Source organism: Streptomyces sp. NPDC003379, assembly GCF_053589195.1.
In genome coordinates, this window is the sequence record NZ_JBSFRK010000012.1 from 112,058 (window position 1) to 134,605 (window position 22,548).

The following is a 22,548-nucleotide window of genomic DNA, read 5'->3' on the forward strand; positions in this document are numbered from 1 at the left end:
GTGACTGATTCGGAGAGACCGTGACCGCTTTCGCCCCGGACTCGATCGTCCTGAATCGGAAGCTGCCGCTCTGGTACCAGGTGTCGCAGTCCCTGCGCGCCTCGATACTCGGCCGCACCCCCGAGGCCCCGCTCCGGCTGCCCACCGAGGAGCAGCTGGCGGGGCACTACGGGGTGAGCGTGCTGACCATGCGGCAGGCGCTCAAGGAGCTGGAGGACGAGGGCCTGATCACCCGACACCGGCGGCGCGGCACGTTCATCGAGCCGAGCGCCCGGCGCGGTTCCCCCGTGCGCCTGCTCGGCTCGGTCGACGCGATCGTGGCCCAGCAGTCGGGCATGACCACCGAGCTGCTGGACCACGGCACGGCTCCCCCGCCCGCCGAACTCGCCCCGTACTTCCCGGACTCGGCCGAGGTGGCGACGTACCACCGGCTGCGCAGCGACGAGAAGACGGGCGAACCGACCAACCACGCCCGCAACTACATCCGTACCGAACTTGCCACCCGTATCGACCTGGACGACCTGGTGCGCTGGCCGATGACGAAGGTGCTGCGGGATGTGGTGGGGATGCGCATCAGCCGCATCACGGACACCGTCGAGGCCACGCTCGCCGACCCGGAGACCGCCCGTCTCCTCCAAGTGCCGCTGCTCAGCCCGATCCTGCACTACACGGGCGTGACCTACGACGAGGACGGCCGGGCCCTGGACGTGGCCCGCATCCACTACCGCGGCGACCGCTTCTCCTTCTCGGTGACGCTCGAAGCGACGTGAGGCCGTGCGGCGTGCGGCGGTGAGGCCCGGTACCGGCCCCGGCACCATGCCGCCCGCCGCCGGGTACGTCGTACGATGCCGGGCGTGACGCACGACGAAGCGCCGCTGCTCGCGGACCTCATGCCGTGGTCCGTCGCACCGCTCCGGCCGGGCCGCGGGTGGCCGATGGGACCGGACGCCGCATCCTTGAAGGCCCGCTGGGCCGCCCTCCTGCGCGCGGACGAAGCGGCCCGCGAGGCCCTCTTCCGCCCCACCCGCTCCCGCACGCTGCACACCGCCGTCGCCCAACTCCCGGGCCACCCGGGCGGAACAGGCCGGCTGGCCAGGGAGTCGGGGCCGTGCCCCGAGCCCGTCCGCGTGCTCCACGGCCCGTTCGACGAGCAGTGGCTCATCCCGGACCACCGCCTCATCGACGTCGCCCGCCCGGAGCTGTGGCGGGTCGCGGGCGAGGGCCAGCTGTTCGCCGTCGAGCAGGGGCACGTGCCCGGGGCCGCGGGGCCCGTGGTGCTCGCGTCGGCCGCGCTGCCGGACGGCCGCTCACCGGCCGGGCGACCCGGCCGCGTCCGGCCGCTGTTCCGCCGCCCCGGCGGCCTGGAGCCCAACGTGGCGCCGGGACTGCTCGGGCACCTCTCAGGGGTGCTCGGCCAGGAGGTCACGGCGCGGACACTGCTGGCCTGGGTGCTCGCCGCGGGATCCGGCTCGGCGGCGGGCTGCCGGGTGCCGCTGACGGCCGACGCCGGCCTCTGGGCGCGGGGCGTGGAGCTCGGGGAGCGGCTGCTCAGACTGCATCTGCGCGGCGACGGTGAGCGTCCGAAGCTGCCCGGCGGGCGCAGACCCTACGTCCGGGCGCCCCTGCCCGCGCGCCCGCGCTCCCTGTCGTACGACGCGGAGGAGCAGGTCCTGCGGGTCGGCGAGGAGGGTGTCGTCTCGCCGGTGCCGAAGGAGGCGTGGGAGTTCGAGGTGAGCGGGGTGCGGGTTCTTGAGCGGTGGTTCGGGCCGCGCTCGGGTGACACGGAGGCGGAGCCGGGGACGCTGGAGGCGATCCGCCCCTCGGTGTGGCCGCAGGCCTGGACGTCCGAGCTGCTCGAACTGATCACGGTTCTCGCGCTGATCGCGGAACTCGCGCCGGGACAGGAAGAGTTGGCGGCCGCTCTCGGCGACGGGATCACCGTGGAGGAGCTGCGGCGGGCGGGCGTTCTGCCCGTACCGGACACCGCGCGGCGGCCCGCGTCCGTACTCGATCACCGTGAAGAGGGACCCGAGGGGCAGTTCGCGCTGATCTAACCGGGGGCGGGGGTGTGACAGGCGGGAGAGAGGGGTGAACGGGTGGGCGGGAAAGATCCGCCGCGGAGCGGCGGCTCAGTCCCGGGGAACCACCCGTGATCAGCGACCGCCGAAAAGCGACCGCCGCAGCCTGCGCAGCGGCGCGAAGAGCGAGACATGCCTCACTCGGACACCCCTGCTGCTGCGGGCGCGCGTGGTGTCACGTGAGGTGAGCTCACGCATCAGCAGCGTCGCCTCGTGCGACTCACGCTGCGGGACGGCTGGGCCGCCCAGCACCGAGAGATGGCGGTCGAGGCGCGAGCTGGTCGCGCTGCTCCCACAAGTGATCGCAGGGACACGCGCCCTGCTGCGCACCGTTATCTGTTCCATGTCACTCCCCACCCGTACGAGGGCACCCGGCCCAGGGCAGGTTAACCCTATCGCCCCGTCGTGACACACGTGTATCCCGGTCGCAGGATTCACCTCCCCCACAAGGAGGTTGACGATTACTCTCCGAATATGACTGATTCCAGGGCGAGTTGGACATACAGTTCTAGACTCCTCCGGTCCGGGCGGCGCTCACGTGGGCTATCTCACCTGTCGTCATACCCGGAGAGAGTTGCTACTTTTGTGGACAATCGCACCGCTGCGGATGGGGGACCCCCGTGAGCCGGCCAGAGCGCGTGATCGCCGGGCGGTATCGCCTTCTGGCACCGCTGGGCGAGGGCGGCATGGGCACCGTGTGGCGGGCCCGGGACGACGTGCTCGGCCGTGAGGTCGCCGTCAAGGAAGTGCGCGCGCCCGCCGGGCTCCCGGTGAGCGAGGTCGACCGGCTCTACGCCCGTCTGGAGCGGGAGGCCTGGGCCGCCGCCCGCATCCCCCACCGCAATGTGGTCACCGTCTATGACGTCGCGACGGAGGAGGGCCGCCCGTGGATCGTCATGGAGATCGTGCGGGGGCTCTCGCTGTCCGACGTGCTGGACGCAGAGGGCGCCCTGGCCCCGCAGCGCACCGCCCGGATCGGCGCCGAGGTGCTCGCCGCCCTGCGCGCCGCCCATGACGCCGGGGTCCTGCACCGCGATGTCAAGCCCGGCAACGTACTGATCGCCAACGATGGCCGGGTCGTCCTCACGGACTTCGGCATCGCCATGGTCGAGGGCAGCTCCGCGCTGACGATGACCGGGGAGGTCGTCGGGTCGCCCGAATTTCTCGCGCCGGAGCGGGCGTTGGGGCACCGGCCCGGGCCCGCGTCCGACCTGTGGTCGCTCGGCGTGCTGCTCTACGCGGCCGTCGAGGGCAGTTCGCCGTTCCGCCAGGACACCCCGCTGAGCACGCTGCGCGCGGTCGTCGACGAGGAGCTGCCGCCCGCCCGCAACGCCGGACCGCTCGCCTCGGTCATCGAGGGGCTGCTGCGCAAGGACCCGGACGAGCGGATGTCCGCCGCCGACGCCGAGCGCGACCTGCGGCTCATCGTCTCGGGCGGCAGGCCGCTCACCGAGACCCCGCTCCCCTACATGCCGACCGTCACCGCCGAGCGCGGCCCGTACGGCCCGACCCCGCCCGCACCCCTGCCCATCGCCTCGCCGCAGCCCGCCACGGCCTCCTGGGGCACCGTGACGACCGAACCGGCGCGGCGCCGCCGCACGGTGGCCGTCCTGGTCGCCGGCCTCATCGCCCTGGCGCTCGCCCTGGGCGGACTCACGTACGCGCTGGTCAACCGCGACGACGGCGGTGGCGGCAACGGCAGCGGCTCGGAGGGCGAGGGTGGCCCCGGCTCGACGGGCGGCAAGGGCGGGGCCGAGCAGACGTCAGGGGGCTCGGGCGGCGGCGGGTCCGACGGGGGCGGCTCGTCGGACGGCTCCACGGACGGCGGTGACGGGGGCGGCGACGACGGAGGCGGCGGATCCACCAACGGCGGGAACGGAGGGAACGGGGGAAGTGGAGGGAACGGCGGCAACGGCGGTACGACCACGCCGCCCGCCCAGTCCGTGAAGGTGCACGTCTCCGGAGCCCGTACCCAGTACGAGGGCCCTTGTCCGCCGGCGGCGGCCCAGGCGCCGTCGTTCACCGCGACGTTCACGGTGGGCCGCGTCCCGGTCGACGTCGAGTACCGCTGGGTCACCGGGTCCGGTGAGCCGAGCGATCCGGGGTGGAAGACGCTGTCGCTCCCCTCCGGGGGCGGCAAGACGCGGCAGGTCAATCATGTCGAGACGGCGTACGACCCGGTCGGGACGCACACCAATTCGATCGGTGTGCAGGTGCGCGGTCCGGTGGCCGCCACCTCCAACACCGTGAAGTACTCCGTCACGTGCGAGCAGGAGACCCCGACGGGCGGGGCCTCCTACACGCCGAACGCGTCCCTGTCTCCGGCGGTGGTCAGGCCGCCGAGGTGAACACGGGGAGGTAGCCACCGGACTGTCCGGCGGCCGTGGGGTGGTAGGACTCGCCGATGTTGGCCCAGTTCAGGCTGTGCAGCCATGAGCTGCCCGAGCAGATCTCGTGCCCGGTGAAGGTGCGGGTGACGTCGCCGAAGGCGAAGCCGTGGTCGGCGGCGCGCTTGGCGGTGGCCGTGTTGAGGTAGTCGGCGGCGTCGTTGATGGCGGCCCTCTCACGCTCGGTGAGGCCCGCCGCGCAGGAGCCGCCGAGCTTGTAGAAGCGGGGGTAGCCGAGCACCACCACGCGGGCGGACGGTGCCTTGTCGCTGATCGCCGCGTAGACCTTGTCGAGGTTGCCGGGGAGCGTCGAGTCGACGTACGAGCGCGCCTGGGCGATGCGGTTCAGACAGCTGGTCTCGGACTGCAGTACGCACGTCGTCATGACGTCCGCGAAGCCCGCGTCGTTGCCGCCGACGGAGAGGGAGACGAGACCGGTGCCGGAGCCGAGCGGGCCCAGCTGGTTCGCCAGAACATCACCCGTACGAGCGCCCGAGCAAGCGGTGAAATGGAAGCTGGAGGGTGAGTGCGCGGCCGCCCAGAGGGCGGGGTAGGCACGCTTGCTGCGCTTGCAGTTGCCGCTCGCGCTGTCGTAGTTGCCGGCGCCGACACCCGACGAATAGGAGTCGCCGAGCGCCACATAGCCGGTGGCTGCTGCGTTCTGGTCCGCTTGCGCCGCGGTGGCCCCGGTGAGGGCGAAGGCGACGGAGAGGAGGAGCGAGGACATGTATGCCGTGAAGCGGGACAATCTCATGGAACCTCCCTTAGCAGGATTTCCCCCTCGACCGTGGTAGCACGCGGCCCCGCGCGCCGATAGTGTGCATGTCAACGAATGCCTCAACAATTTCCGTTCGCACACGATGAGTTCACTTCGGCCACGGAAACCTGGCGTGGAACATCTGCACGCTTCCTCCGTATCTTGACGGGCCGCCAGGGACTGCGCGACATTGAAGCCCGGCATCCGGCGCGTCGGGGGGCAAAGTCGCCAATGCAGACCATCGGGAGCAAGGCACCGCCATCAGACACGGAGCGGCGTCCCCGGCAGGCCCGCGGGAGCGACCTGCTGCCGCTGTTCGCGGGAGCGGCCGTGGCCGTGGGGGGCGTCGGCGCGATGCTCGCGCTCGTCGACCTGAGTTCGCCGCTGCGCGGGCCCTTCACTCTCTTCTTCCTCCTCGCCGCGCCCGGGGCGGCGATCGCCGCCGCGCTGCGGGCGCTCACACCATGGGGCCGCGCCGTGGCCTCCGTGGCCGGAGCCGTCGCGCTCAACCTCCTCGTGGCCCAGGGCATGCTGGCGCTGCACGTGTGGTCGGTGCGCGGCGGCGTCGTCGCCGTCACCGCCCTCAGCGCGCTCGCTCTGCTGCTGGTGGTGGCAAGGGGCCCGCGCCGCCGTACGGCGAGAAGGTGGACCGCCTGACGTGGACATCACCGTGCACCGCCCCGGCGAACTCACCGGCGCCGACCGGGCGGCATGGACCGCCCTGCAGTCCAAGGCCCACCTCGACGGCTCGCCCGAGCTGGCCAACCCCTTCCTCGCCCCGGAGTTCGCGCTCGCCACGGCGCACGGGCGGCGCGGGGTGCGGATCGCCGTCGTACGCGAGGACGGCGAACCGGCGGCGTTCTTTCCCTTCCAGCGGACCGTCACCGGCGTGGGCCGGGCGATCGGCCTCGGCATCTCGGACTGCCAGGGCATGGTGCACCGCCCCGGGTTCCGCTGGGACGCCCGGGAGCTGCTGCGGGCCTGTGGGCTCGCGGTGTGGGAATACGATCATCTGGTGGCCGGTCAGGCACCGTTCGAGGCGGGTGCCGGCGGCTCGTTCCCCTCCCCCGTGATGGACATCGACCAGGGGTACGAGGTCTATCTCGGCCAACTGCGCGAGCGCTCCCCGAAGTTCACCAGGTCGACCCTCGCCAAGGAGCGCAAGCTGGGCCGCGACCACGGAGCGGTGCGCTACGTCCACGACGAGCGCGACCCCGAGGTGCTGGCCACCCTGATGGGCTGGAAGTCCGCGCAGTACCGCAGGACGGGGCGGAGCGACCGCTTCGCGCGTCCGTGGATCGCCGAGCTGGTCCACCGGCTCTTCCACACCAGGACCGACTCGTTCGCCGGCGTCCTGTCGGTGCTCTATGCCGCCGGTGTCCCGGTCGCGGCGCACTTCGGGCTGCGCGGCGAGCGCATCCTCGCCTGCTGGTTCCCCGCGTACGACCCGGCGTTCTCGAAATACTCGCCGGGCCTGGTCCTGCATCTGCGCATGGCCGAGGCGGCGGCCGCCGACGGCATCGCGTGTCTCGACCTCGGCCGGGGCCAGAAGGATTACAAGGACTCCCTGAAGACACGCGAACTCGCCGTGTCGGAAGGGTGGGTGGCACTGCGCCATCCGGTGGCTCTCGGACACCGGGCGCGGCGCGCTCCGGTCAGGGCGCTGCGGAACACCGTGCTGTCGAGGCCGGAATTCTTCGGACCGGCCGATAAACTGCTCAAGCGGATGGGCCATATTCGATCACTGGGCAAGGAATAAAGCAGTCCGAATGTGACCGCATAGATTGCTCAAATCATGAAAAACGTGAGGCCACGTTCCAGGTCTTGCCATACAGTCTCAATCATCAATACCGTCGTACATCCACCCGCAACGGTCCATCACGCAATGCGATCCAGGGGAGGGCTCAGGATCGCGATGGTTCCGGTGCGGGGCGCGGTAGGGGGGTGCCGTGCCCGGTGATCGCTCTTCAGCCGGGTCACGTGCCGCGCGATGCCAGCTCACTCGGCATGCACGGAGATCTATTTCGGCATGCGCAAGCGAGAACCCCCCTTTCGAACCGGATCAATGACCCGACTGCCCGGGGGCGGGCGGTCCACCGGACGAGAGGGACCACCGGACTCATGAGTTCTTTTGTGCGCCCGGCTGACGCCGGACAAGACCCATTGGACGAGATCTCCCGGAACTTCCGGCCGATCTCCACGCACTTGGCGATCACACCGCCGGTGAGCGTGGTGATACCCGCGATGAACGAAGCGGAGAATCTCCCCTACGTATTCAAGACACTGCCCGAGTGGATACACGAGGTCGTCCTCGTGGACGGCAACTCCACCGATGACACGGTGGCCGTCGCCCGTGAGCTGTGGCCGGGCGTGAAGGTGGTCCGCCAGCTCGGCAAGGGCAAGGGTGACGCCCTGATCACCGGCTTCGCCGCGTGCACGGGCGACATCATCGTGATGGTCGACGCGGACGGCTCCGCCGACGGCCAGGAGATCGTCTCGTACGTCTCCGCCCTCGTCTCGGGCGCGGACTTCGCCAAGGGCTCGCGGTTCGCCAACGGCGGCGGCACGGACGACATGACGCCGATCCGCAAGCTCGGCAACCACGTCCTGTGCTCCGTAGTCAACGCCAAGTTCGGCGCCCGCTACACGGACCTCTGCTACGGCTACAACGCCTTCTGGCGGCACTGCCTCGACAAGATCGAGCTCGACTGCACCGGCTTCGAGGTCGAGACCCTGATGAACATCCGGGTCGTCGAGGCCGGGCTGAAGGTGCAGGAGATACCCAGCCACGAGTATCTGCGGATCCACGGCACCAGCAACCTCCGCGCCGTCCGCGACGGCATCCGCGTGCTTAAGGTGATCCTCACCGAGCGCTCCAGCCGCGGCAGGCGCGGCGCGCGGCGCAAGGGCGCGCGGGTCCTGCCCTTCCGCAAGGGCCAGGGAGAGGTGTCTTGAGCGCGGACATATCCGTCGTCATCTGCGTGTACACCGAGGACCGCTGGGAGGACATCCTCGCGGCGGTCTCCTCGGTGCGCGCGCAGTCGACGGCGGCCCTGGAGACCCTGCTCGTCGTCGACCACAACGCTTCGCTCCTGGACCGGCTGGCCAAGGAGTACAAGGAGACCGAGGGAGTGCGGGTGCTCGCCAACGAGGGCCCCCGCGGCCTCTCGGCGGGGCGCAACACCGGCATCGCCGCCTCGCGCGGCTCCGTCATCGCCTTCCTCGACGACGACGCCGTCGCCGAGCGGGAGTGGCTGCGCCACTTCGCCGATGCGTACGAGGACCCACGGGTCCACGGCGTCGGCGGACGCACCGTGCCCGCGTGGGAGTCCGGGCGGCGGCCCGTCTGGTTCCCCGAGGAGTTCGACTGGGTCGTCGGCTGTACGTACAGGGGGCACCCCGAGGGCCGCGCGCGGGTGCGCAACGTCCTCGGGGGCAACGCCTCGTTCCGGCGCTCCGCCTTCGACGTGGCGGGCGGCTTCGCGACGGGCATCGGGCGGGACGGCGACAAGCGGCCGCTCGGCTGCGAGGAGACGGAGTTCTGCATCCGGCTCACCCGTGCCGAGCCGGACGCGATCCTGCTCGTCGACGACCGCTCGGTGATCCACCACCGGGTGCCGGCGGCGCGGGAGCGGTTCGGCTACTTCCGTACGAGGTCGTATGCCGAGGGCCTCTCCAAGGCGCTGGTCTCCCGGAGTGTCGGCGCCGGCAAGGGGCTTGAGTCCGAGCGGCGCTACACCACGCGCGTGCTGCCCGCCGGGGTCGGCCGCGGTCTGCGGGACGCCGTGCTCGGGCGGCCCGGCGGCGCGGGCCGCGCGGGCGCCATCGTGGCAGGAGTGGCCGCCGCGGCCGGGGGGTACGTACTGGGGTCCGTCCGTGCGCGCCGGGGAGGCGCCACGTTCTCCGTCGTGGAGATCGCCGGCAGGGCGGGGGACGCACCGGGCACGGGCGGCGAGGGGGCCGCCGCATGAGCGAAGGGTCCGTGCCGATACTGATGTACCACTCGGTCGCGCGCCTGCCGAACGAGGCGACGCACGACCTGTCGGTGTCGCCCGACGCGTTCGCACGCCAGATGGAGGTGCTCGGCGAGCGGGGCTTCACACCGCTCACCACCGCCCAACTGGCCGCGATCTGGCGCTCCTCGGGCGCCGCGCTGCCCGAGCGACCCGTCCTGATCACCTTCGACGACGGCTATGAAGGCGTGCACCGGTACGCGCTGCCCGTACTCGCCAAGCACGGCTTCGCCTCCTCCCTGTTCGTCTCCACGGGCTGGCTGCGCGGGGATCACGACACCGGGGGCGGCCTCGACGTCATGCTCGACTGGGACCAGGTGCGCGAGCTGGCCGCCGCCGGGACGGAGATCGGCGGGCACAGCCACACACACCCCGAACTCGATCAGCTCCCCGACGAGGAGCTGCGGTCCGAGCTGTGCCGCTGCCGGGACATCGTCGCCGACGAGCTGGGCACCCGGCCCGTCTCCTTCGCGTACCCCTACGGCTACTCCAGCCGCGGGGTGCGCGCATGCGTGCGGGAGGCGGGCTTCGGCCAGTCGCTCGCCGTCGGCAACGCCCTGGCCCGCCGCGCCCAGGGTCCGTACGCCCTGCGGCGGGTCACCGTGCGCCGGTCCACCCGCGCCGAGGAGTTCGAGCGGCTCGTGGAGGGCCGCGCGATCACCCGCACGTTCGCCAGGGACCACGCCCTGTCCAAGGGGTACGCCGTGGTCCGCAGAGCCCGACAGCTCCGCCGGAAGGCCATCTGTTCCCGTGTCTGACACGACCACCGCCCAGGCCGACGCCTCCGGTTCCCCGCACACCGGAGAGCAGCCGCCGACAGCCAGGTCCGGCAGGGCGCGCAGAGTGCGCCTGCCGGGCAGGGACGGCGGCAGCCCGCTGTTCCGCAACGCCTACGCGCTGATGCTGAACACGGGCATCTCCGGCGTGCTCGGCGTCGGCTTCTGGCTGGCCGCCGCCCGGTACTACTCGGAGTCGGCGGTCGGCCAGGGTTCGGCGGCGATCGCGGCGATGAAGCTCCTCGCGGGGCTCACCGCCGTGACGCTGACCGGCGCCCTCGCCCGGTTCATCCCCATCGCGGGCCGCGCCACGGGCAAGCTCATCTTCCGCACGTACGCGGGGAGTTCGGTGGCGGTGGCGCTCGCCGCGGTGGTCTTCCTGCTCACGCTCGACCTGTGGGGGCCCTCGTACCGCTTCCTGCACGGCCCGGTGCACGGCGTCGGGTTCGTCCTGGCCGTCGTGGCCTGGTCGGTGCTGACCTTGCAGGACGGCGTCCTGACCGGGCTGCGCAACGCGCTGTGGGTGCCCGTCGGCAACACCGCCTTCTCGGTGGCGAAGCTGGGGCTGCTCATCGCGATGGCCGCGGCGATCCCCACCGCGGGCGTCTTCGTCTCCTGGGTCGCCTCGATCCTCGTATCGGTGATTCCGCTGGGCTGGCTGGTCTTCCGGCGCCTGGTGCCGCGCCATGTGAAGGCCACCGACGGCAGGACGAAACCGCCGACGCTGCGCGAGATCGGCCGGTTCCTCGCCGGTGACTACACCGGCTCGCTCTTCTCGCTCGCCGTGGTCTACCTCGTCCCGGTCATCGTCGCCTCGCAGGTCAGTTCGGTCGACAACGCGTACTTCTACATCACCACCACCATCGGCGGCACCGTCAACCTCCTCGCCATCAACATGGGTGCCTCGCTGACCGTCGAGGGCGCGCACGACCCGGCGCTGCTCGCCGCCAACACCCGCTCCGCGCTGCGCCGGATGGCGATGATCATGCTGCCGGTCTGCGGCATCCTCTTCCTGGCCGCGCCGCTCGTGCTGCGCATGTTCGGCCAGGAGTACGCGGACGCCGCCACTCCGCTGCTGCGCTGGTTCGCGGTGGGGGCGCTTCTGCGGGTGGTCATGGAGACGTACTTCGCGGTGCGGCGGGCGCAGAGCGAGACCTCCGGGATCGCCTGGCTGCAGGGGCTGCTGTGCGTGCTGGTCCTCGGTCTCACGCTGATCCTGCTGCCGCGGATGGGGCTGACCGGCGCGGGCATCGCGGAGATCTGCAGCCTGGCGGTGATCGTGGCGATCGCGGCGCCCAAGCTGTACCGCGTGATGCGGGCGGCTCCCTCGGGCGGGCCCGCCGCGAGCGCGGCTCCTGACGGGGACCTGGCCGACCTGGGGACGCCGGACGCGCCCGCCGGACAGGTGCGGAAGGGGGCCGCCGAGGGTGCGGCCAAGGGCACGGAGCGCAAGGGGCGGCACGGGCCCGCGTGGGCGCTGCGGGAGTCGCTCGACTCGGACACCCTGCAGCTCGCCGTACAGCTCGATTTCGAACACCAGGAGCGCAGGCCGGACGTGCGGCCCGGCCCTGGCACGCCCGCCGCCGGGACGCCCGCCCACGAGGCGCCCGTGGCGAAGAGCGAGGGGGACGACATGGACCACCGGCCCACCTGGGCGCTGAGAACCCCGGGCGCCGAGGGCGTGGCTGCCGGGGGCGTCGCTGCCGAGGGCGCGCCGGCCGTCGAGAAGCCGTCGGCCTCCGAGGCGTCCCTCGTCGAGAAGCCGTCCGCCTCCGAGGCGTCCCTCGTCGAGAAGCCCCATGCCGAGGAGAGCGCGACGAAGCGGGAGGGGGCCGGGGCGGCGCTGCCCGCGGGACCGCTGCCCCAGGAACCGGCGCCCTCCCGGCCGCTGCCCCCGAAGTCGCTGCCCGGCGAGGAGCCGTCGGACGACGAGCCCTCGGCCGAAGAGCCGTCGGCCCACCCGCGCCCCTCTCGGCTCCGCGTCCTCGTCCTGTCGCTGCTGCTCGCCGCCGCGCTCGCCCTGTACTGGGTGCCCGTGCTCGGCCTCGGCGAGCGGGACCTGGACGACATGGGCGGGCTCGGTCTGATCTCCGTACTGCCGAAGCCGACGCTGCTCGGCGCCGCGCTGCTGGTCGTCGTCTTCTCCGTGCTGCTCTGGATGGACCGGCCGATCAAGGGCCTCCTCCTGGTGACGCTGCTCGCCACGGTCGTGTCGCTGCACGCGCTGCCCGCGGTCATCGAGGCCGAGCCGCGGTTCGCCACGGCCTGGCAGCACCTGGGCTTCATGGAGTACATCGACCGGACCGGCACCGCGGTGCCCGATCTCGACGCGCGCTGGAGCTGGCCCGGATTCTTCGCGGCGGCCACGTTCGTCGCGCAGGCGTGCGGCGTCTCGGACATGACCGAGGTGATCCGCTGGTGGCCGACGGCCGTCCAACTGCTCTACCTGGCGCCGATGTTCCTGCTCGTGCGCTCGATGCGGGGGGCCTGGCGCGCCAAGTGGGCCGGGCTGTGGATCTTCGTCCTGAGCGGCTGGGTCGGCCAGGACTACTTCTCCCCGCAGGGCTTCACGTATCTGCTCTACATCGCCTTCGTCGCCGTGCTCCTGGTCTGGTTCCGCGCGCCGCGCGTGCTGTGGACCAAGCGGCGCCCGGGCGAGCTGGAGGTCGAGCCGACGGGCCGCAGGGAGCGCGGGGTGCTGCTCCTGGTCCTCGTGGGCCTCTTCGCGGCGACGGTCCCCGCGCACCAGCTGACGCCGTTCGTGATGCTCGGCGTCCTCACGGTGCTCGTCCTGGTCGGCCGCTCGGAGCTGCGCGGCCTTCCGATGCTCTTCGGGGTGATGGTCCTCGTCTGGCTGGGCTTCCTCGCCGAGCCGTACTGGTCGGGGCATTTCGACGAACTGTTCGGCGGGGTCGGCGGCGTCGGCGGCAATGTGACCTCCTCGGTCTCCGGGCGCATCGAGGGCGGCAGTTCGACGCACCGGCTCGTGCTGTACGTCCGGGTGGCGATGGCCGGCGCCGTCATGGCGTTCGCCTGCTGGGGCTGGTGGCGGCGGCGCTTCTACAAGTACAGCGAACGTTCACTCCTCGTCCTGGCCTTCGTACCGTTCCTCGGCTTCGCCATGCAGTCGTACGGCGGTGAGATGGCCCTGCGCGTCTTCATGTTCGCGCTGCCGGGCGCGGCCCTGCTCGCCGGTCTCGCGCTGTTCCCGCGCGCGGGCATCACGCCGGAGGAACGGGACCGCGACCGGGTGAGCCTGGCGCCGCTGGCCGCTCTGATGGCGGGGCTCGTCCTGATGGGCGGCTTCCTGGTGGCGCGCTGGGGCAACGAGTCCTTCGAGCGCGTCCGGCCGGGCGAGGTCGCGGCCATGGAGTACGTGTACGCGCACGACGACCCGACGGTGCGGCTGCTGTGGATGAGCAACGACACGGTGAACAACGTGACGCCCGCGCTGCCGTGGGGCACGCGGGACATGGAGAAGGTCGAGTACGTCCCGACGCTCGCGCCCGCCGACCCGGTCCTGGTCGCCGGCCTGGTCAAGGCGCTCAAGGACGCGGGGCCCAACTCGTATCTGATGATCAACCGGAGCCAGACCACGTATCTCCAGCTGGACGCGGGCTACTCGAAGACGTGGGAGCCGCGGCTCATCCACCACCTGGACAACCGCGAGGACCTGAAGAAGGTCCTCACCAACGACGACGCGACCGTCTACAGCCTGCGGGAGCAGCCGGACGGCAAGGCGGCCGAGGCCGATCCGGGGCCGGTCGGGCCGAAGGTGACATGGACGCCGTGGTCGGTGGTGGGCGCGCTCGCCGCCGTGGCGCTCGTGCTGCTGCTCACCGCGCGCGAGATCGTGCGCGTCGCGGCGGCGCCGAGCGTGCGGCAGCAGCGGTGGCTGCAGAGCAGCTTCTGGTTCTCGCTGCCGCTGCTCGCGGTGCTGCTCGCGTCGCTGGTGCAGCGGTTCGTGACGATGGCGTGACGGCTCGTCCCGCGGTGCGGCGGCTCAGCGCTTGAGCCACCTCACCTCGTACCCCGACATGTCGAACCGCTTCCCGTCGACCTCGGCGCTGATCTGCCGGTCGAGGGTGTTCACCACGAGGACGGCGTCGCCGTCGGCGATGACGCGTACGTCACGCCGGTCGTCGGCGGCGATCGACACCTTCTCGAACTCCGTACCCGGGCCGAACTCCTCGCCGAACCGCTCGATGAGCCTCAGCATCGGCAGCTGGGCCCCGCCGCCCGCCTTCTGGGTGGCCGTCCACAGGCAGCCCGCGCACTTGGCACCCCGCTTCTGCGGGTTCCAGTAGAAGCCGCTGGTGGCGCCGCCGCGGGCCATCGCCATCAGGCCCGACGCCTGGACGGCGACGCGGTGCGCCTCGGACCAGTCGTCGCGGTTGTCCTGGCTGTCGCCGGGCTCCACGTAGTACTCGGCCCACCACAGGGGCAGGTCTCCCGTGCGCTCGCGCACCCACTCGCCGACGGCCGTGAGCTTGTCGGTAGCCTTGAACTCGTCGGGGAGCAGCTCGTCGTCCGCGGTGTAGCTGGAGCCGTCGACGACGACGAAGTCCGCGCCCCGCTTGTTCTTGTTCCAGTACTTGAAGGCGTCGAGGGCCCGCTGGTCCAGGCGGCCCCAAGGGCCCTTCACCGGAGAGGCGTTCTCGGTCTGGCGCGGGTCGAGGCTGTCCATGACGAGGTAGGGGCCGCCGACCATGATGTCCTTGTTGACCTTCTTGAGCTCCTCGTGGACGAGGTTGTAGAGCTCGGTGTAGCCCTCGTAGTCCCAGCGGGCCTCCTCGTCGTTCCAGAAGCCCTTGAACTCGTTCCAGACGATGAAGTGGCGTACGTCCGGATAGCGCTTGGCGATGGTCGCGGCGAGCTTCGCGAAGTCGTCGTAGTGCGCGCGCTCCGGGGCCGTCTCCAGCGCCTGCTGGCTCCAGTCGGTGTTGTCGGCGCCGGGCTCGCCGCCCTTCATCCAGTCCGGGGCGCAGCAGAGCGTGACCACGGGCGTGCCGTCGCTCGCCCGGACGAAGTCCATCCGGCGGTCCATCGCGGAGAAGTCGAAGCGGCCGTCGACCGGCTCCGGATTGCCCGCGCCCCAGCCCATGATGTGCTGGATCTGCGGGACGGGGCGATCCTGGCCGGCCAGTTCGCCGCGGACGCGTTCGACGGCCTCGGGCTCGCCGTCGTCCGCGCTGTACTGGGTGTGGGTGAAGCCCCAGCCCACCTCGGGTCCGGCCTCGTTCGGGGGGACGGCGGGGGTGCCGTGCACCTTGTCGCCGTCCGGAGTGGTGCCTGCGGTGCCGGCGCCGTCCCCGGGCAGCGTATTGACCAACGTGATCACCAAGGCCAGTGCGGCCAGAGCGACACCGAGCAGTGCGGTGAGGCGCCACCGCCGTGCCCCCGAAACCCACCCATGACGTCCCATCAGCGACAAGCGTATCCGGGGCGGTAGGCGGTGGGACAGATTCCGTACGACAGCAGTCCTGTGGAAACCGGATGCACAACGGCGCGCGCGTGCCGGATCATGGCGGCATGTCTGCGAACCCTCACGACGCCCTGCCGATCCGGCTCAACGTCGACGACAGCGACTCCCCGTCGGATGTCGTGGACGCGCTGTTCCTCGGCCGCTTCGCGACGGGCGAGCAGCCCTTCTCGCACAGCGCGAACATCGAACGCGTGAAGAAGGGCTCCACGCTGCTCCCGGCAGGGGCGACGGTGCTGCGGGCCGCCAGGGACGACGACCGCAGTGCGACGCTCGCCGAGGGCGAGGGGTGGACGCTGCTGGTCTCCCGCTGGAACCGCGGCGCGGACGTCACGGTGACGGCGACCACCGCCGACCTCGCCGAGCGGGTGCTCAAACAGGCCACGGACGGCGCGCAGGACGAGCCGGAGCCCCAGCCGGAGAACGTGACGATGGGGTTCTGGTACGTGTCGCCGCGGCGCGGCCCGCACCGCACCACCCGGCAGATCTCGGCCGGTACGTGGGAGGAGGTGCGGCCCAATTACACGGCGCCGGTCGCCGACGCCATGGACAAGCTGATGAAGACGACCCCCGAGGACATCTCGGGGCGCCTGCTCCTGCTGCACGGCCCGCCGGGCACGGGCAAGACGTCGGCGCTGCGGACGCTGGCGCGGTCGTGGCGGGACTGGTGCCAGGTGGACTGCGTCCTGGACCCGGAGCGGCTCTTCAGCGACGTCGGCTATCTGATGGACATCGCGATCGGCGAGGACGACGGCACGGCGAAGGAGCGCTGGCGGCTGCTGCTCCTGGAGGACTGCGACGAGCTGATCCGCGGCGAGGCGAAGCACACGGCGGGTCAGGCGCTCTCGCGGCTGCTGAACCTCACGGACGGTCTGCTCGGCCAGGGCCGCAACGTCCTGGTCGGCGTCACGACCAACGAGGACCTGGAGCGCCTGCACCCGGCGGTCATCCGTCCCGGCCGCTGCCTGGCCCGCATCGAGGTCGGCGCGCTGACCCGGCCGGAGGCGGTGGAGTGGCTCGGCACGGAGGAGGGCGTCTCGCGCGAGGGCGCCACCCTCGCGGAACTCTTCGCACTGCGCCGGGGCACGACCCCGACCTCGGTCCCGGACCAGAGGCCGGGGGCGGACGCGGGCCTGTACTTGTAACAGGCGCGCCGCAGGGGCGCGAGGCTGTTTTTTGATATGCGGCTCCGCCGCGTGGGCGCGACCAGCCACAACGCCGCAGCAGCTGCCCGGAGCCCTCAGCCGGAACCCCCATAAGCCGCGCGCAGCGCATCCCGTACAGCGCTGAGCGCGGCCTCCTCGGAGAGGCCGAGGCGGCGCGCCAGCCCGGCATAGGCCTGCGCCTGGGCCGAGGCGGCCCGAGCCCCCGCGTCCCCCGCGGCGGCGATGAACGTGCCGTTGCGGCCCCGGGTCTCGATGACCCCGTCGGTCTCAAGTGCCCGGTACGCCTTGGCCACCGTGTTCGCCGCGAGCCCCAGCGACTCGGCGAGCCCCCGCACCGTGGGCAGCTTGTAGCCGACCGGCAGCGCGCCCGACCGCGCCTGCCCGGCGATCTGGGCCCGCACCTGCTCGTACGGCGCGTCGCCCGCGCCCCCGTCGATGTCGATCGTCAAAGTCACGGAGCGATTGTGCCGCACGGCCCCACGGAAAATAGGAGGCACCCCGCGGCGGGCCCCGCGTACCGTGCGGGCTCATGACAGTGATCGTCCGGGCCCTGAGCCCCGATGCCCCGAGTGCCGCCGCGGACGTCGCGGGTTTCGCCGCGGTGCGCCGGGCCTGTGTGCCCGCCATGCTCGCCACCCCCGAGTCGGTCGCCTTCGACCACACGCATGCCCACCCGGACTCCGCCCACCGGCAGTTGATCGCCGAGGCCGACGGTGAGGTCATCGGTACGGCGCAGGTGGGCATGGCCTACGACAGCCCGGAACCCGGCCAGGGCTTCGCCAATGTCTACGTACATCCGGAGCGGCTCGGGGCGGGCGCCGGAACGCTTCTGCTGCGTACGGCGGAGGATCACCTGGTGGCCGAGGGTGCGCGCACCGTCTTCTCATGGGTGCTCGACGAGCCCGCGAACCTCGCCTTCGCCGCCCGCCGCGGCTACCGCGCGAGCCGCCGCGCGCACTTCCTCCGCCTGGACCTCACGCACGGCACGCTGCCGCCCCGCCGGGAGCCGCCCGCGGGGGTGGAGCTGGTGAGCGGATCGGTGTACGCGGGCGACGCGCGGCCCCTGTTCGCCCTCGACGCGGAGACGGTGGCGGACGAACCGGGCGATGTGGCCGCCGAGTTCACGGACTACGAGCACTGGCTCGCCGAGACCTGGCACCACCCGCTGGTCAGCCGGGAGCTGACCACGGTGGCCCTGGTGGACGGCCGCCCGGCGGCGTTCAGCCTGGCCCGCACGGACGGCGCGGGCCGCTACGCGTCCGGCATGACGGGCACCGCGCGCGCCCACCGCGGCCGCGGCCTGGCCAAGCTCGCCAAGAACGACTCCCTGCACCGGGCCCGCGCGGCCGGCTGCACGGAGGCGTTCACGGGCAACGACGCCGGCAACGAACCGATGCTGGCGATCAACAACTGGTTCGGCTACGAGATCTGCGCCACGGAGGTACGCCATGTCCGAGACCTCATCTGACCGGCCCCGCCCCACCACCACCTTGCACATCACCCTCGTCAAGGCGGGCCGCACCAAGATCCGCTACCCGGCGCGGCTCCTGCACGACGACGGAACCCGCATCACGGTCCGCGCGCCCTGGGCGGCTCCCGACGTCCGCGACTTCGGCTTCGTCCGCTTCGAACCGGGCGACGTCTTCACCGAGCACTACTGGCGCGACCGCTGGTACGCGATCAAGGAGGTGTACGCCGCCGACGGCACCCTGAAGGGCTGGTACTGCGACGTGACCCGCCCCGCCGTCCGCGACGGCGAGGTCCTCACGGTGGAGGACCTGGACCTCGACCTGTGGTGCTCGGCGGACGCGAGCACGGTGCTGCGCCTGGACGAGGACGAGTTCGAGGCGAGCGGTCTCCCCACCACGGACCCCCTGACGGCCACCGCGGCCCGCCGCGCCCTCACGGAACTGGAGTCCCTGGCCCGCGGAAGGCTCCTTCCGCGGGGCCGGTAGCTCGCTTCGCGCACGTGCTCGATCAGAAAGGCGGCGCGAGGAGGTCTAGCACGTGGCTTCGGTGGACATCGGTAAGGCAGGACGTCGGTAAGGCAGGGAGGCAGCCATGCGCCGGGTCACCACGCACAAGCCCGCGGTCAAGACCGTCAGCCGTCGGGTGCGGGAACGCCAGGAGGCCGAGGTCCAGCCCCGGGAGAGGCCGGAGGTCCGCAAGGACGTCCAGCGGACCTGGTGGCCGGACGGGTGAGAGTCCGCCGTCACGTGCGGGAGAGCCGCTTGCGGTAGTGCAGGCGGTCGTACGGGCCCTCGATGCGGCGCTCCACCAGGTCGTATCCGTAGCGGGGGTAGATCTTCTGGTTCTCCCACATCAACGCGTTGGTGTAGAGGCGGACTTCGGTGAGGCGCAGGGCACGCGCGTGTGCGTCGACGTAGGTCAGCAGGTTGCGGCCCACTCCTTGACCGGCGGCTTCCGGGTGGACCGCGATCGATTCCAGAAGCAGGTGGGCCTCCTCGCGCGGTTCCGTGACGGGGACGAGGACCAGCAGGCCGACGACCGGGTCCCCGGTGACGTACACCCGTCCCGCCGCCACGTCGGCCGCGTGGTCGGCCTCCATGGGGGCGGGGACGAGGCCGATGCGTGCGATGTAGTGGTGGTACGCCGCGTCGGTCACCGCGCGTACGGCGGGGACGTCGGCGGCGGTGGCGAGTCGGATGTCCGGGGGGAATCCCGTCGTGTCCGGGGAGAGATCGGTCGTCTTGGTCATGCCTCCACGTCTACGTCACGGCGGCGCGACCGCACCAGCGCCTTCTTCACCAACGGCCATGCCACGATCAGGACGATGAGGCCATAGACCGTCACGGAGAAGGGTGTGTCGATCAGCCCGCTGACGCTGCCGTCGCTGATCTGCAGGGCGCGGCGCAGCTGTTGTTCCGCGTTGGGGCCGAGGATGACGCCGATGACGGCGGGCAGGACGGGCAGTCCGTAGCGCCGCATGCCGAAGCCGATCAGGCCGATGACGAGCAGGATGACGAGGTCGAGCGGTTCGCCGCCGACCGCGTACGCGCCGACCGCCGCGAAGAACAGGATGCCCGCGTAGAGGTAGGGCCGCGGGATGCGCAGCAGCTTCGCCCAGAGGGGGGCGAGGGGGAGGTTCAGGGCCAGCAGCAGCACCATTCCCACGAAGAGGGACGCGATCAGGCCCCACACCAGGTCGGGTTCGCGTTCGAAGAGCAGCGGGCCCGGCTGGATCCCGTACTGCTGGAAGGCGGCGAGCATCACCGCGGCGACGGCCGTCGTGGGCAGGCCGAGCGTCAGCATGGAGACGAGGGTGCCCGCCGCCGACGCGGATGCCGCCGACTCGGGGCCCGCGACGCCCTCGATGGCGCCCTTGCCCCACTCCTCCTTCCGCTTGGACAGGCGTTTCTCGGTGACGTAGGAGAGGAAGGTGGGGATCTCCGCGCCGCCCGCCGGGATCGCGCCGAACGGGAAGCCGATGAGGGGGCCGCGCAGCCAGGACTTCCAGGTGCGCCGCAGGTCCGACCTGCCCAGCCAGGGGCGGCCGACGGGGATCGCGTCGGCGCCGGCGCGCCGCAGGTGCGCGGCGACCCACAGGGCCTCGCCGATCGCGAAGAGGCCGACCGCGACGATCACCACGTCGATGCCGTCGGCGAGTTGGAGCGAGCCGAACGTGAGCCGCTGCTGGCCCGTCATCTGGTCCAGGCCGACCAGGCCGATGGTCAGGCCGATCAGGAGCGAGGCGAGGCCGCGGACGCGGGAGGAGCCGAGGACCGAGGTGACCGCGATGAACGCGAGCACCATGATGGCGAAGTAGTCGGGCGCGCCGATGCCGACGGCGAGGTCGGCGACGGTCGGCGCGAGCGCCACCAGGAGGACCGTGCCGATCATGCCGCCCGCGAAGTGGCCGATGGCGGCGGCCGCGAGGGCCTGCGCGCCCCGGCCCGACCTGGCCATCGGGTGGCCTTCCATGGCGGCGACGACGGCGGCGCTCTCGCCGGGGGTGTTGAGGAGGATCGAGGTCGTGGAGCCGCCGAACATCGCTCCGTAGTAGATGCCCGCGAACATGATGAAGGCGCCGGTCGGTTCGAGCCCGTAGGTGACGGGCAGCAGGAGGGCGACGGCCATCGCGGGGCCGATGCCGGGCAGGACGCCGATGGCCGTGCCGAGCAGCACGCCGACCGCGGCCCAGAGGAGGTTGAGCGGGGTGAGGGCCGTGCCGAAGCCGTCCGTCAGGGAGTTGAAGGCGTTCATGTCACAGCACTCCCATCAGGGGGCCGCCCGGCAGGGGAACGCCGAGCAGGTTGTTGAAGACTCCGTACGTGACGACGGAGAGTCCGGCGGCGATCAGCGGGTCGCGGTCGAGGTGGCGGCTGCCGAGCGCGTAGGCGGAGCCCCAGAAGAGCAGCGCTCCTGCGACGGGGAAGCCGAGCGGCTCGATGAGGACGGCGGTGGCGAGGAAGACGCCCGCCAGGAGCAGCACGGTGCGCCAGTCGGCCGGTTCGGACAGGTCGATGTCCTCGCCGCCCTCGGCCTCGCCGCGCCCGCCGCGCAGCACGTCGACGGCGAGCAGGAGGGCGACGACGAGCAGTCCGATACCGACGGCGACCGGCACGGTCCTGGGGCCGATGGGGCCGCGCTGGGCGATCTCCACGTCCATGGTGAGCGCGTCGGTGAGGACGAGCACGCCGAGGGCCAGCAGCAGGACGCAGACGCCGAGTTCGGAGTGTTCGCGCAGCCAGGAGCGGGCGCCGTCCGGCCGCTCGGACGTGACGTCGGTGGTGGTCACAGCCCCAGCTCCTTCAGGACGGACACGACGCGCTTGTCCTGGGCGTCCAGGAAGTCGCCGAACTTGTCACCGGTGAGGAAGGCGTCGTCCCAGCCGTTCGTCTGGAGGGACTTCTTCCACTCGGGCGAGGCGTGCAGCTTTCGGAACAGCTCGGTGAGCTTGTCGCGTTCGGCGTCGCTGAGGCCGGGCGGGGCGACGATGCCGCGCCAGTTGGTGAAGTCCACGTCGTAGCCGGACTCCTTGAGGGTGGGTCCGTCCAGACCGCGCACCCGCTCGGGCCCGGTCACGGCGAGCAGCCGCAGCTCCCCCGACTTGATCTGGTCCAGGTACTCGCCGACTCCGGAGACACCGAAGGCGACCTTGCTGCCGAGGATGGAGGCGAGGAGTTCGCCGCCGCCGTCGAAGGGGACGTAGTTGACCTTCTTCGGGTCGATCCCGGCGGCGCGCGCCATCAGCATCGGCGCGAGGTGGTCGGGCCCGCCGGGTGACGAACCGCCGCCCACGGGCAGTTTCCCGGGGTTCTTCTTCCAGGCCCGGACGAGCTGCCCGATGGTCTCGTACGGGGAGTCCTTGGAGACCACAACGACGTCCTGCTCCTCGGTGAGCCGGGCGATCGGGGTGGTGTCGGAGAGAGTCTTCGGGGAGTCGTTGGAGCGTGCGGCGCCGACGACGCCGAGGCCCATGGACATGGCGAGCCTGCCGTTGCCGTACTCGCCGACGAGCCGGGTCAGGCCGACGGTGCCGCCGGCGCCCGGCAGGTTGAACACCTCGATGTCGTGGGTGAGTCCGGCGTCCTCGGCGTTCTTCGCGGCGGTGCGGGCGGTGATGTCGTAGCCGCCGCCGGGCGTGTTGGGGACCATGAGGCGCAGGCCCGGGATCTGCGTGCCGGTCCCGGCGCCGCCGCCCGTGGTGAGCAGGGGCGGCACCACGAGCACGAGCAGCGCGGCGCCGAGCAGGGCGAGGGGTGTGCGCGGGGCGAGGGGTGTGCGCAGGCGCACGTGTGCCACCACCTGTCGGTATGTGAAGGGGACGGGGGCAGGTCGGTCGGTTGTGAAGTGGCCCACATGTTGCCGGGGCGTTGACGACCTGTCTCTCTTCCGGAACCAACGGTCGTTGTGGTCGTTGTGGTC

21 protein-coding genes are annotated in these 22,548 nt (G+C 71.7%); 13 read left to right on the forward strand and 8 right to left on the reverse strand.

What is annotated here, in order from left to right; all coding sequences use genetic code 11:
- The first annotated feature begins 20 nt into the window (after window positions 1–20).
- A complete protein-coding gene (locus ACWDVB_RS13905) occupies window positions 21–770 on the forward strand; it encodes a GntR family transcriptional regulator (protein WP_451516742.1) in 750 nt (249 codons plus the stop codon).
- Between the two features lie 75 nt (window positions 771–845).
- Window positions 846–2,054: a type ISP restriction/modification enzyme gene (locus tag ACWDVB_RS13910; protein WP_451516741.1), complete on the forward strand. Its 1,209-nt coding sequence runs from the start codon at window positions 846–848 to the stop codon at window positions 2,052–2,054.
- A gap of 99 nt (window positions 2,055–2,153) precedes the next feature.
- Here the strand turns inward: ACWDVB_RS13910 and ACWDVB_RS13915 are convergent, their stop codons facing one another.
- Complete coding sequence (locus tag ACWDVB_RS13915) at window positions 2,154–2,423, reverse strand: hypothetical protein (RefSeq protein ID WP_451516740.1); 270 nt, start codon at window positions 2,421–2,423, stop codon at window positions 2,154–2,156.
- 341 nt (window positions 2,424–2,764) lie between these two features.
- On the opposite strand from ACWDVB_RS13915, the gene ACWDVB_RS13920 reads away from it, so the two are divergent.
- The gene (locus tag ACWDVB_RS13920) at window positions 2,765–4,426 is read left to right on the forward strand and encodes a serine/threonine-protein kinase (protein WP_451516814.1); all 1,662 of its coding nucleotides are present in this window, start codon (window positions 2,765–2,767) and stop codon (window positions 4,424–4,426) included.
- Here the strand turns inward: ACWDVB_RS13920 and ACWDVB_RS13925 are convergent.
- Window positions 4,410–5,219, reverse strand: a complete 810-nt coding sequence (locus ACWDVB_RS13925; RefSeq protein WP_451516739.1) for an SGNH/GDSL hydrolase family protein — start codon at window positions 5,217–5,219, stop codon at window positions 4,410–4,412. The two genes, ACWDVB_RS13920 and ACWDVB_RS13925, sit on opposite strands and share 17 nt — an antisense overlap.
- Before the next feature lie 234 nt (window positions 5,220–5,453).
- On the opposite strand from ACWDVB_RS13925, the gene ACWDVB_RS13930 reads away from it, so the two are divergent.
- The 6 genes from ACWDVB_RS13930 to ACWDVB_RS13955 all read left to right on the forward strand — a co-directional run bounded on the left by ACWDVB_RS13930 (window position 5,454) and on the right by ACWDVB_RS13955 (window position 13,990).
- Window positions 5,454–5,879: a hypothetical protein gene (locus ACWDVB_RS13930; RefSeq protein WP_451516738.1), complete on the forward strand. Its 426-nt coding sequence runs from the start codon at window positions 5,454–5,456 to the stop codon at window positions 5,877–5,879.
- Between the two features lies 1 nt (window position 5,880).
- Window positions 5,881–6,981: a GNAT family N-acetyltransferase gene (locus tag ACWDVB_RS13935; RefSeq protein ID WP_451516737.1), complete on the forward strand. Its 1,101-nt coding sequence runs from the start codon at window positions 5,881–5,883 to the stop codon at window positions 6,979–6,981.
- A gap of 362 nt (window positions 6,982–7,343) precedes the next feature.
- Window positions 7,344–8,177: a glycosyltransferase family 2 protein gene (locus ACWDVB_RS13940; protein ID WP_451516736.1), complete on the forward strand. Its 834-nt coding sequence runs from the start codon at window positions 7,344–7,346 to the stop codon at window positions 8,175–8,177.
- Entirely contained in the window at window positions 8,174–9,193 is a 1,020-nt protein-coding gene (locus ACWDVB_RS13945; protein WP_451516735.1) for a glycosyltransferase family 2 protein, read from the forward strand. The genes ACWDVB_RS13940 and ACWDVB_RS13945 overlap by 4 nt, the downstream gene beginning before the upstream one ends.
- Window positions 9,190–9,993 (forward strand): polysaccharide deacetylase family protein, encoded by an 804-nt coding sequence (locus ACWDVB_RS13950; RefSeq protein WP_451516734.1) that lies wholly within the window; start codon window positions 9,190–9,192, stop codon window positions 9,991–9,993. The genes ACWDVB_RS13945 and ACWDVB_RS13950 overlap by 4 nt, the downstream gene beginning before the upstream one ends.
- Window positions 9,986–13,990, forward strand: a complete 4,005-nt coding sequence (locus ACWDVB_RS13955) for a lipopolysaccharide biosynthesis protein (RefSeq protein ID WP_451516733.1) — start codon at window positions 9,986–9,988, stop codon at window positions 13,988–13,990. Before ACWDVB_RS13950 ends, ACWDVB_RS13955 begins: the two co-directional genes overlap by 8 nt.
- Window positions 13,991–14,014: 24 nt before the next feature.
- Here ACWDVB_RS13955 and ACWDVB_RS13960 read toward each other — a convergent pair whose 3' ends face one another.
- Window positions 14,015–15,436 (reverse strand): GH39 family glycosyl hydrolase, encoded by a 1,422-nt coding sequence (locus tag ACWDVB_RS13960; RefSeq protein ID WP_451516732.1) that lies wholly within the window; start codon window positions 15,434–15,436, stop codon window positions 14,015–14,017.
- Between the two features lie 107 nt (window positions 15,437–15,543).
- Here ACWDVB_RS13960 and ACWDVB_RS13965 point away from each other — a divergent pair, with 107 nt between their 5' ends.
- Window positions 15,544–16,638, forward strand: a complete 1,095-nt coding sequence (locus ACWDVB_RS13965) for a DUF5925 domain-containing protein (RefSeq protein ID WP_451516731.1) — start codon at window positions 15,544–15,546, stop codon at window positions 16,636–16,638.
- A 95-nt stretch (window positions 16,639–16,733) separates the two neighbouring features.
- Here the strand turns inward: ACWDVB_RS13965 and ACWDVB_RS13970 are convergent, their stop codons facing one another.
- Complete coding sequence (locus tag ACWDVB_RS13970; protein WP_451516730.1) at window positions 16,734–17,114, reverse strand: GntR family transcriptional regulator; 381 nt, start codon at window positions 17,112–17,114, stop codon at window positions 16,734–16,736.
- Between the two features lie 74 nt (window positions 17,115–17,188).
- Between ACWDVB_RS13970 and ACWDVB_RS13975 the strand changes: the two genes are divergently transcribed.
- The 3 genes from ACWDVB_RS13975 (at window position 17,189) to ACWDVB_RS13985 (ending at window position 18,861) form a co-directional block, all read left to right on the forward strand.
- Window positions 17,189–18,127, forward strand: coding sequence for an N-acetyltransferase family protein (locus ACWDVB_RS13975; protein ID WP_451516729.1), 939 nt, complete (start codon window positions 17,189–17,191; stop codon window positions 18,125–18,127).
- Window positions 18,108–18,614, forward strand: a complete 507-nt coding sequence (locus ACWDVB_RS13980; protein WP_451516728.1) for a DUF402 domain-containing protein — start codon at window positions 18,108–18,110, stop codon at window positions 18,612–18,614. The genes ACWDVB_RS13975 and ACWDVB_RS13980 overlap by 20 nt, the downstream gene beginning before the upstream one ends.
- 106 nt (window positions 18,615–18,720) lie before the next feature.
- Window positions 18,721–18,861, forward strand: a complete 141-nt coding sequence (locus tag ACWDVB_RS13985; protein WP_451516727.1) for a hypothetical protein — start codon at window positions 18,721–18,723, stop codon at window positions 18,859–18,861.
- Window positions 18,862–18,871: 10 nt separating this feature from the next.
- Here the strand turns inward: ACWDVB_RS13985 and ACWDVB_RS13990 are convergent, their stop codons facing one another.
- The 4 genes from ACWDVB_RS13990 to ACWDVB_RS14005 are packed head-to-tail and all read right to left on the reverse strand — an operon-like array spanning window position 18,872 to window position 22,428.
- The gene (locus tag ACWDVB_RS13990) at window positions 18,872–19,378 is read right to left on the reverse strand and encodes a GNAT family N-acetyltransferase (protein ID WP_451516726.1); all 507 of its coding nucleotides are present in this window, start codon (window positions 19,376–19,378) and stop codon (window positions 18,872–18,874) included.
- The gene (locus ACWDVB_RS13995; protein ID WP_451516725.1) at window positions 19,375–20,883 is read right to left on the reverse strand and encodes a tripartite tricarboxylate transporter permease; all 1,509 of its coding nucleotides are present in this window, start codon (window positions 20,881–20,883) and stop codon (window positions 19,375–19,377) included. The genes ACWDVB_RS13990 and ACWDVB_RS13995 overlap by 4 nt, the downstream gene beginning before the upstream one ends.
- A gap of 1 nt (window position 20,884) precedes the next feature.
- Window positions 20,885–21,418 (reverse strand): tripartite tricarboxylate transporter TctB family protein, encoded by a 534-nt coding sequence (locus ACWDVB_RS14000; protein ID WP_451516724.1) that lies wholly within the window; start codon window positions 21,416–21,418, stop codon window positions 20,885–20,887.
- Complete coding sequence (locus tag ACWDVB_RS14005; protein WP_451516723.1) at window positions 21,415–22,428, reverse strand: Bug family tripartite tricarboxylate transporter substrate binding protein; 1,014 nt, start codon at window positions 22,426–22,428, stop codon at window positions 21,415–21,417. The genes ACWDVB_RS14000 and ACWDVB_RS14005 overlap by 4 nt, the downstream gene beginning before the upstream one ends.
- Window positions 22,429–22,548: the final 120 nt, after the last annotated feature.

Excerpts from the sequence above, each read along its gene's own strand:
- ACWDVB_RS13940 (WP_451516736.1), top strand. The coding sequence starts at position 7,344 with ATGAGTTCTTTTGTGCGCCCGGCTGACGCCGGACAAGACCCATTGGAC.
- ACWDVB_RS13950 (WP_451516734.1), top strand. The coding sequence starts at position 9,190 with ATGAGCGAAGGGTCCGTGCCGATACTGATGTACCACTCGGTCGCGCGC.
- ACWDVB_RS13915 (WP_451516740.1), bottom strand. The coding sequence starts at position 2,423 with ATGGAACAGATAACGGTGCGCAGCAGGGCGCGTGTCCCTGCGATCACT.
- ACWDVB_RS13985 (WP_451516727.1), top strand. The coding sequence starts at position 18,721 with ATGCGCCGGGTCACCACGCACAAGCCCGCGGTCAAGACCGTCAGCCGT.
- ACWDVB_RS13975 (WP_451516729.1), top strand. The coding sequence starts at position 17,189 with ATGACAGTGATCGTCCGGGCCCTGAGCCCCGATGCCCCGAGTGCCGCC.
- ACWDVB_RS13920 (WP_451516814.1), top strand. The coding sequence starts at position 2,765 with ATGGGCACCGTGTGGCGGGCCCGGGACGACGTGCTCGGCCGTGAGGTC.
- ACWDVB_RS13910 (WP_451516741.1), top strand. The coding sequence starts at position 846 with ATGCCGGGCGTGACGCACGACGAAGCGCCGCTGCTCGCGGACCTCATG.
- ACWDVB_RS13930 (WP_451516738.1), top strand. The coding sequence starts at position 5,454 with ATGCAGACCATCGGGAGCAAGGCACCGCCATCAGACACGGAGCGGCGT.
- ACWDVB_RS13990 (WP_451516726.1), bottom strand. The coding sequence starts at position 19,378 with ATGACCAAGACGACCGATCTCTCCCCGGACACGACGGGATTCCCCCCG.
- ACWDVB_RS13995 (WP_451516725.1), bottom strand. The coding sequence starts at position 20,883 with ATGAACGCCTTCAACTCCCTGACGGACGGCTTCGGCACGGCCCTCACC.
- ACWDVB_RS13925 (WP_451516739.1), bottom strand. The coding sequence starts at position 5,219 with ATGAGATTGTCCCGCTTCACGGCATACATGTCCTCGCTCCTCCTCTCC.
- ACWDVB_RS13960 (WP_451516732.1), bottom strand. The coding sequence starts at position 15,436 with ATGGGACGTCATGGGTGGGTTTCGGGGGCACGGCGGTGGCGCCTCACC.
- ACWDVB_RS13980 (WP_451516728.1), top strand. The coding sequence starts at position 18,108 with ATGTCCGAGACCTCATCTGACCGGCCCCGCCCCACCACCACCTTGCAC.
- ACWDVB_RS13965 (WP_451516731.1), top strand. The coding sequence starts at position 15,544 with ATGTCTGCGAACCCTCACGACGCCCTGCCGATCCGGCTCAACGTCGAC.